Here is an 8,143-nt window from a genome sequence, read left to right as displayed (position 1 = left end):
TAAGAAAATAAGAAGAAAAATAAAGAATGTAAATATACAAGGAGTAACCACAATGTTAAATAGAACTGATAAAGTATGTAGAGTTAATATGAAAAGAACGCATGTTCGTGCAAAGAAAAAAGGGCAGTACCATTTTGAAAAAGTTACAAATTCTAATCTACAGGATATATTGAGTTTGCAATTACCTATTGAGCAACAGCATTTTATAGAAACACCTCTGGAATGCCTAAAAGAGGCAGAGGAACTGCATGATTGGCAGCCACGTGGAATTTACCATAAAAATCAGCTAATTGGATTTACTATGTATGGAGAGATATTATCCGAACAGCGTGTTTGGATGGACCGTTTTTTAATTGATCAAAAATACCAGGGTCAAGGCCATGGAAAGAAAGCTTTGTCTGATTTGATACAGTATTTATTCGATAGATATTCCTGCAAGGAAATATACCTGAGTCTTTATCCGGATAACCAGCGGGCGTTTGCGCTTTATTGCAATCTGGGATTTGAGTTGAATGGAGAGCTTGATACCAAGGGCGAACAGATTATGGTATTGAAAGAAAGAACATGGGAGATAAATCAAAATAACCAGAATATGAAATAAACATTTCAATTGTAAAAACCCAATAAATATTTAGATACTTTAGAATATAGGAAAAAAGGAATCCGAGAAGCAGGATAAGCCACAGAATAGTTAAGCGGACAAATACAGTTTTTTCCGCCTAACAAGGCGTAAACAATACATAATCCGCATTTTACTTAAATTTACAGTTTATATTCGGCAACCTTAATCATGTTGTATTTTGATTTCAACAATTATTAATATTATATTTAATAAATATAAAACATGTGAAACCAATTGCTGATTAGATCCCACCCGCTGAATTGGTAAAATTATCTCTCCATAATCATGATTCACGTATATACGATATTAAATTCATTAGCCAACCTTATTAAGGTTAATACATAGGAAGTTATATTTATACCTTATTATAAAACGCTATTTCGTTCGATCCTTATATTTGTATACAATCCGTGTTTACATATACCTATAGTATTCTATTATAGGTATATGTGTAAAACTGAACATATGTTCTGTGTGCGTATAACAAAACAAATTTCTCGAAATCTTTTTTTGATAAGCAGATCTTCCCAGCCTTTTCTAATTAATTTTCATTCACTCTAAATCGAACAATTCAAATATGTACTATTCTATCATTTTTACTATAAGAACATATGTTCGGCGGGCATTACCGATATATTATAGTGATCAGTCAGTGTAACAATCAAAATATAATGTATTTGGAGCGTGATGAGCCGGACCCAATGCGAATTAGCTTGATCATTATTTAACCGTACTAAACATTTCGTCTTCAGGTGCTGTAAATTTTTCCACTTCATATTTTAGAACCCAGTTGCACATTTCTAATAACATAGGAAGAAGGTCGAATCCCTTTTTACTTAAAGAAATTTCTACTTTTGTGAACTGTTCTTTTCGAACAATGAGTGCATCTTCTTCCAGTTCTTTTAATTGAGCAAGAAGAAGATCATGGGAGATATTGTCTAATGACTTTTCTAAGTCATCAAGTGATAAAACTTTGTTTAAGCCAACGATATACAATACACGCAGCTTCCATTTACCGCCAATCATATTGACTACCTTTTCAAAATATTCGTAGCCCAGTTTTTGAACCGGACAGTCTTCTCTATCCATCGTTACTCTCTCCTTATTACAGTTTAATAATATTCTTATACATACAGATTTAAACCAATGATTCTTAAGGTTTATATACAACTTATTTTTCGATTTATAACTTATTGAATTCTGTAATATTTTCCATATGAAAATGATCCGTTTTACGATTGAGGAGGCATCCATATATAAGTCCAAACATATAAGCTGATATAGGTAATGATAACACAAAACGGAGAATATTTGCAAATAAATGTGGGTAAAAATAATAACCGGATTCAACTAATAATTGCTGGAAACCACTATCTGCTTTTGATAGCAAAGGCAGTACAACAGCCAGAATAGGAATCTTATCAGCTTTTGCAGTAAGTCCGGTATACCGCGGGTGTTACACCTACATACTTTTTAAAAGATTTAATAAAATATCCGGCTTCGCTGTAACCCAGTTCATCGCTGATTTCCGATATAGGAGCATTGGATGATTCTAAAAGGGCTTTTGCCCATTCTATTTTCAACCGTGCCGTAAATGAGGAATAGCTCTCTCCTACTTCTTTTGTAAAAAGGCGGCTTAAATAGCTGGAACTGACATTGCAGTATTCTGCCATGTTTTTCAAAGAAGGGGATTCTCCCTTGTGGTGGTAGATGTAGTCAAAAGCCTTTATAATAATGTTGTTTGTTGAGACTGGTACGTCACAGCCGGCATTTACAATATTCGAATTGAGAATGACATTGGATATGGCTGCTTTCATCTTTCTTGCCGACTCCAGTGTGTATTGAGCAGAAAAAGGCTCCTCCAGAATCTCCTGATGCCTGTTGACTACGGTTTCATACATCTCAATAATCTGTTCTTTGTGAATTGCTTCTTTGACCATATAATTACAAAGATAATAAAGCATCATTGCGATCATCTGCATCCGTTCGTAGGATAAGAATGGAATTTCTTTATAGAGATCCTTTAATTTTTGTTTCGCTTCCTGGATGACCTTTGGATTGTCCGGAGTGAAAATTTTCTCCATAAAGCTGTCATCCTTTTGAACAGGCAGCCTTACCTGACCCGCCATCACAGCACCCAGATATTTATCATTAACTATAATGGGTATGGCAATATCTACAATGGAAAAATGACACTGGTAGATATAAGGCTCATTGATCCGAACTGCTTCCAGCCCGCCTCTGGAGTCACATTTTTGACAGAACTTTCCCAATGTGGGATCGCTTCTAACCTTTTTACAAAATTCATGGCAGCAGCTATGTTCTGTTACCGGAATGCCTTTATAATCTACAGTAATGATTGCCATGTTCGTTACCTCAGCCAGGGAACGCTGCAGATTTGTCCATTGTTCCATATCGAAGATCTGGTCAATGGCAAGTAATTTCTTCATATTTTAGGATCTCCTTTCAATTCTGCTATCAATTCTGCTTAAATTTCTGCTTCTTTTCTACCGGAATTAACACCTGAGGGGATTTTACCTCTTTCTCCTGGCCCAGCCAGATTCCTGCGTCCAGCATCTTTGCAACCACAGGAAGGTATTTTTTAGGAAGCCCTTCTCCGGCATAGAACATCTTGGAAAAAGATTTTTCATAGATATAATTAGAGTAATTTTGATACAGACGGCGTCCATGATCTGTTACCTTGATAATAATATTTTTCCGGTTACCTTCCATATAAAATTTTTCCAGCAGATTCTTTTGAACTAATTTATTTACCAGTTTCGTAAAAGTGCTGGGACCGATGCCAAGCCTGCCGGCAATTTCTGACATGTTCTGATTCAGTTCTTCATTTTCCAGTAAATATTCCAATACCTGAATCTGAGAAATAGAAATTGGGATACTTGTTCCGTAGTAATCCTCCTTGTTGTAAATTGAAGCATAGACATTGGCATATTTAATCAATTTTTCTACAAATGCCCGGTATTCCCCCATCCACTGAAGTTTCATAAGATCACCTCCATAATAATAGATTTCAGCCGTTAAGATTATAATTTCCAATGGAAATTATAATCTTTTCTTTAAGAATAATATAATTCTTCAAAGAAAACAATAGTCACATATTCACAGAAATGTGAACCTGGAATTAGGGATATTTATGTTTAATCCAATACCTGTATATTCAGCAGTACATATTCAGCAGTATAGCAGCTGAAACAGAAAAACCTTGTGAAAGAAACACTGCCCTTTACTGGAGAGGATTCTTTCACAAGGTTTTTCTGGTTGATATAACTGGAATCTGTACTTCTTTTACTGTATGGTTTCTTTTAATCGGTTAATTGCATCTTCTTTCGTAACGGTGAAAAAGAAATCCTTCCCACAATTACTTTCATAAATGAAATCTTTTAAAGGTTTGCTTGTATACTTTGTGTAATCTCCATATATTGCGATTTTAATATGGTAGTTCATAAACTTCTGGAGAATCTCACCAGCTATCCCGGTACTCAGAATAAAAAATTCATCCGAGACAGCTTCTTTATTTATTACGATCCGGTCTGCATTTGTTTCATATTTTACAGTCATAATGAAATCCAATGCAGACTGGGTATCTGCAATTAATTTATCTTCACTGGAAACAACCGCAATATTTGCTTCATTTATTTCTATATTTTCAATTTTCATATATCCTCCTGCTGCGTGTCTGAAAACAATTTCAAACAGGCTCTTAAACTTAATTTGCAGAACAAATTCCAGTTGGATAATGAGTATACTACAGTTGTTTTACCTTGTCAAACTTTATCCATATAGGGGGCGGGAAAGGGTTTATTCCGATACTTTCATTGCTTCTGCCACATCCCGGAAAATAACACCCAGCCCGTATGCACCGGCATCCGGATATCCAAGGCTCCGCTCTCCCACTGTTCCGGCTCTGCCCATCCTTGCAACGATTTTTTCTGTGGCTCTGGCACCGTCTTCTGCTGCCCGTGCAGCTCTGATTAAAGTGGTGAGTACATCCTCTCCTGCTTTGGCACACAGGCTCCAGGTGTTTGCACAGGGAATAAAGGCATCAATCAGTGTTTTGTCGCCTATTTCGGCACCTCTTCCAAAAGACCGCTCTCCGGTTGCCTGAATTCCTTTTATGGATGACTGCAGCATCTGAGCAAATTCAGATATACTTAATTCTTTTTTTGCTCCGGCATATTTACCTGCTGCCCGGAATGCCGATCCCCAGATGGGACCGGAAGCTCCACCACAGTGTTCCATGATCACCAGGGAACATGCGTCCAGGAAATCTCCGATTGTGTCTGTGTGATACGCCATAATCTCGCTCCATTCTTCTTTGAGTCTGCGGAATCCTTTTGCAATGCTCATACCGAAATCGCCGTCCCCGGCATGGGAATCCAGCTCACAGAAAGGTACTTCATTGCGGATTACGGATTCACTCATACAATCCACCATATAGATCAAATTATCAAGGCTGATGCAGTTATTATGAATAACAGCACAATCCGCATTTGTCTGGATCTGATAGCTGGCATTTAAATCGGTCATGGAGTCGTCTTCCACGGATGTATAAGGGATATTTGCAGGCCAGTCTGTAATGGTGAAAACCGGTGCACAGCAGGGGGCGGTCAGCAGATCCTTTAACTCAGGATCCAGTTTCAGAATGGACAAGGATGCCCCCGCCATATCGATACTGGTCATGTAACTGCCTACCAGGGTATGGGAAACCACTACCGGATGCTTTGCTAATTCCTTATTTACCGAATGATTCAGCAGATATAATTCCTGGGCTGGTGTGCCTCCAAATCCATTTACCAGGAGGGCAATTTCCTGTCCCGGATCCGGTTGCAGCTCATTTAGAAGGGCATCTGTCATTTTTTTTGCCAGTTCATCGGCAGTAACGAGTTTTTCCCGCCTGATTCCTGGTTCCCCATGAATGCCCACACCATACTCCATTTCATCATCACCCAGGATAAAGGTGGGCGTCCCCTTGGCAGGAACCGTACAGGAGGTAAAGGCAAAGCCGATGCTTTTTACATTAGATACGGTTTTTTCAGCCAGGCGTTTCACCTGGGCTAAATCCATCCCCTTTTCCGCTGCTGCACCTGCGATCTTATGTACAAACACTGTTCCTGCTACGCCTCTTTTGCCAATGGTATACAGACTGTCTGTTACTGCAATATCGTCATCCACTTTTATATAATCTACCGGGATACCATCTTCCTGTGCAAGATAAGCAGCATTTTTAAAATTCATCATATCCCCGCTGTAATTTTTAATAATCAGCAGGGTACCTTTGTTTCCGGCTGTTTCCCGGATCGCCTGATATACCTGAATCTGGGAGGGGGAAGCAAATACATCACCGCATACCGCAGCATCCAGAAGCCCTTTTCCTACAAATCCGGCATGTGCTGGTTCATGCCCGCTGCCGCCGCCGCTGATCAAAGTGACTTTCTCTTTATTTTGCTTTCTTCTCTTAATGATTTTGTATTTGGATATCAGTTCCAGTTCCGGATGTGCAAGGACAATGCCATTACACATCTCCATCACTACATTTTGGGGATTATTGATTATTTTTTTCATTTGCAGCACCCGCTTTCCTCTTTGTGGGTTTTACCGATGCGGTCTGCCGTCAGGATTGCAGCAGCTACAGATTCCGGCGTTACCGGGAAAGGCATGGAATGGATGGATTCTTCCGGAATACATGCTTTATTTGCGGCTTCCATCAGTTCTTCCATAGAAAACTGATTTATACCGATATCTTCCAGACATACCGGAAGTCCGACTTTAAGACAGAACTCCAAAACTTCTTCGATTTCTTCTGAAGGGGCATTTTCCAATACTAGCTGTGCCAGGGTTCCAAATGCTACTTTTTCACCATGGAAATATTTGTGTGTTCCTTCAAATATGGTGAGTCCGTCATGTATGGCATGCGCACCTCCAAGTCCGGCACTTTCGAATCCAAGGCCCGACAAAAGGATATTCGTTTCAATGATATTTTCCAGCGCTGGTGTCACCTGATTACATTCACAGGCAGTTTTGGCTTTTATTCCATCTTTCATCAAAGTCTGATAACACAGGGAAGCCAGAGCCATAGCGGTGTTCGTTCCTCTGGCGGGACCGCAGCATCCTTCCCGGAAACCACAGGGAAGTCCGGCATTTACATTGGAATAAGAGGCAGCGGTTGCCCTTGCTTCAAAATAGGTTGAAAGGGCATCTCCCATTCCGGATACCAGAAAGCGGGCTGGTGCATTTGCAATAACCGTGGTGTCAATTAAAATGACGCTGGGACTTTGCTTGAAATATGCGTAGTCATCAAAGGCACCGTCAGGTGTATAGAGAACTGCCGAATGACTGGTTGGGGCATCGGTAGCTGCAATGGTGGGGACAATGATCAGGGATTCTCCCGCTGCCACGCATTTCGCGGTGTCAATCGCTTTTCCGCCGCCAAGTCCAATGGTACAGTTGCATCCTTTTTCCTTAGCCAGTTCCTGCAGGCGAGCAACTTCTTGTCTGGAACATTCTCCTTTAAAACCACTCTCTACAAATGTTATTTGATATTCCTGTGCAGTGTTATCCAATTTCTCCTTCACCCGGCTGACATCATCGGGATGGGCAATCAGTAATGCGGATGATCCGAATGTTTTTACAAAGTAACCCAGGTTTAAAATTTCATCCTCACCCTGTACATATTTAGTTGGACATATAAAAGCTTTTCTCATATCTAAAGACCTCCTGCTGTATTTGATGCCTTTATTTTAGCAGGAAAACCACTTGCTTACAGTGAGGAATGATGACCGGAAATGACGATATAGAATCGTAAATATTTGTCATCATATTCCCAAATGGTAATTTCATGAACTACTGTGATGCACAGCTTATGAGTCAGCCTGAAATTTGTGCGTAAGAATATGAACGCGGTGGAAAACTATGCTGCGAAGGAAATTCAAGGCGGTGGAAAACTATGCTGCGAAGGAAATTTGACGCAGCGGCAAAACTATATTATGATAAGGAAAAGCGGTATGAAACCAAGGATAAAACGGAGGCATGGTACGCCTATGACAGAACAGGTGAAAGAGAAATTAGAACATCTTCCGGATGCACCCGGAGTCTATAAAATGCTGGATGGAAAAGGAAAAATTATATATATCGGGAAGAGTAAATGCCTGAAGAAACGTGTGAAGTCATATTTTGTGGAGACGCCCAAATGGGATAAGGTAAATCGGATGGCACCATTTATAAAGGATCTCGATTATGTGATCACGGATACCCATTTGGAAGCAATGCTTTTAGAATGTGAACTTATTAAACAGATACGCCCCTACTTTAATGTACTGATGAAATATGATGACCGCTATGTTTACCTGAAGGTGGGCAGGGCATATCCCGATAAACTGTTATCTGTTGCCGGTCACAGGGAAGAAAACTGCTTTGGTCCATTTCGCAGCAGAAGTACTTTGTTGGAGATTATTGACTTCATGAAAAATATATACCCGGTAGAAAAAATAAAAAGAACCTACC

Annotated in this window: 9 protein-coding genes; 3 read left to right on the top strand and 6 right to left on the bottom strand. The window is 39.7% G+C overall.

Annotated features, from left to right (window positions below):
• On the top strand, nt 1-601 hold a 601-nt coding region (locus ACH2DQ_RS29235; protein WP_395028827.1), incomplete at its 5' end, for a GNAT family N-acetyltransferase.
• A gap of 741 nt (nt 602-1,342) precedes the next feature.
• Here ACH2DQ_RS29235 and ACH2DQ_RS29230 read toward each other — a convergent pair.
• The 6 genes from ACH2DQ_RS29230 to ACH2DQ_RS29205 all read right to left on the bottom strand — a co-directional run bounded on the left by ACH2DQ_RS29230 (nt 1,343) and on the right by ACH2DQ_RS29205 (nt 7,344).
• Complete coding sequence (locus ACH2DQ_RS29230) at nt 1,343-1,711, bottom strand: winged helix-turn-helix transcriptional regulator (RefSeq protein WP_394911247.1); 369 nt, start codon at nt 1,709-1,711, stop codon at nt 1,343-1,345.
• 332 nt (nt 1,712-2,043) lie between these two features.
• Complete coding sequence (locus ACH2DQ_RS29225; RefSeq protein WP_395028826.1) at nt 2,044-3,072, bottom strand: PocR ligand-binding domain-containing protein; 1,029 nt, start codon at nt 3,070-3,072, stop codon at nt 2,044-2,046.
• A 28-nt stretch (nt 3,073-3,100) separates the two neighbouring features.
• A complete protein-coding gene (locus tag ACH2DQ_RS29220; protein WP_394911249.1) occupies nt 3,101-3,628 on the bottom strand; it encodes a MarR family transcriptional regulator in 528 nt (175 codons plus the stop codon).
• A gap of 300 nt (nt 3,629-3,928) precedes the next feature.
• Nucleotides 3,929-4,300, bottom strand: a complete 372-nt coding sequence (locus ACH2DQ_RS29215) for a DUF4180 domain-containing protein (RefSeq protein WP_394911250.1) — start codon at nt 4,298-4,300, stop codon at nt 3,929-3,931.
• Nucleotides 4,301-4,441: 141 nt separating this feature from the next.
• Nucleotides 4,442-6,205 carry a dihydroxyacetone kinase subunit DhaK gene (dhaK, locus tag ACH2DQ_RS29210; RefSeq protein ID WP_394911251.1) on the bottom strand — a complete coding sequence of 588 codons (1,764 nt, stop codon included), beginning with the start codon at nt 6,203-6,205 and terminating at the stop codon, nt 4,442-4,444.
• Nucleotides 6,202-7,344 (bottom strand): glycerol dehydrogenase, encoded by a 1,143-nt coding sequence (locus tag ACH2DQ_RS29205; protein ID WP_394911252.1) that lies wholly within the window; start codon nt 7,342-7,344, stop codon nt 6,202-6,204. Before ACH2DQ_RS29205 ends, dhaK begins: the two co-directional genes overlap by 4 nt.
• 242 nt (nt 7,345-7,586) lie before the next feature.
• Here ACH2DQ_RS29205 and ACH2DQ_RS29200 point away from each other — a divergent pair, with 242 nt between their 5' ends.
• Both ACH2DQ_RS29200 and ACH2DQ_RS29195 read left to right on the top strand, forming a co-directional pair.
• The gene (locus tag ACH2DQ_RS29200; protein ID WP_394911253.1) at nt 7,587-7,739 is read left to right on the top strand and encodes an OCRE domain-containing protein; all 153 of its coding nucleotides are present in this window, start codon (nt 7,587-7,589) and stop codon (nt 7,737-7,739) included.
• Nucleotides 7,681-8,143, top strand: a 463-nt coding sequence (locus ACH2DQ_RS29195) for a GIY-YIG nuclease family protein (protein WP_395028825.1), incomplete at its 3' end; no start/stop codon positions are given. The genes ACH2DQ_RS29200 and ACH2DQ_RS29195, both read left to right, overlap by 59 nt.

The sequence above is a fragment of the Robinsoniella sp. genome, from assembly GCF_034124845.1.
The sequence above is the reverse complement of the archived record's forward strand: the minus strand, read 5'-3'. Positions and strand labels throughout refer to the sequence as shown.

Coding starts and splice junctions, on each gene's coding strand:
- ACH2DQ_RS29230 (WP_394911247.1), bottom strand. CDS start 1,711: ATGGATAGAGAAGACTGTCCGGTTCAAAAACTGGGCTACGAATATTTT.
- ACH2DQ_RS29225 (WP_395028826.1), bottom strand. CDS start 3,072: ATGAAGAAATTACTTGCCATTGACCAGATCTTCGATATGGAACAATGG.
- ACH2DQ_RS29220 (WP_394911249.1), bottom strand. CDS start 3,628: ATGAAACTTCAGTGGATGGGGGAATACCGGGCATTTGTAGAAAAATTG.
- ACH2DQ_RS29215 (WP_394911250.1), bottom strand. CDS start 4,300: ATGAAAATTGAAAATATAGAAATAAATGAAGCAAATATTGCGGTTGTT.
- dhaK (WP_394911251.1), bottom strand. CDS start 6,205: ATGAAAAAAATAATCAATAATCCCCAAAATGTAGTGATGGAGATGTGT.
- ACH2DQ_RS29205 (WP_394911252.1), bottom strand. CDS start 7,344: ATGAGAAAAGCTTTTATATGTCCAACTAAATATGTACAGGGTGAGGAT.
- ACH2DQ_RS29200 (WP_394911253.1), top strand. CDS start 7,587: ATGCTGCGAAGGAAATTTGACGCAGCGGCAAAACTATATTATGATAAG.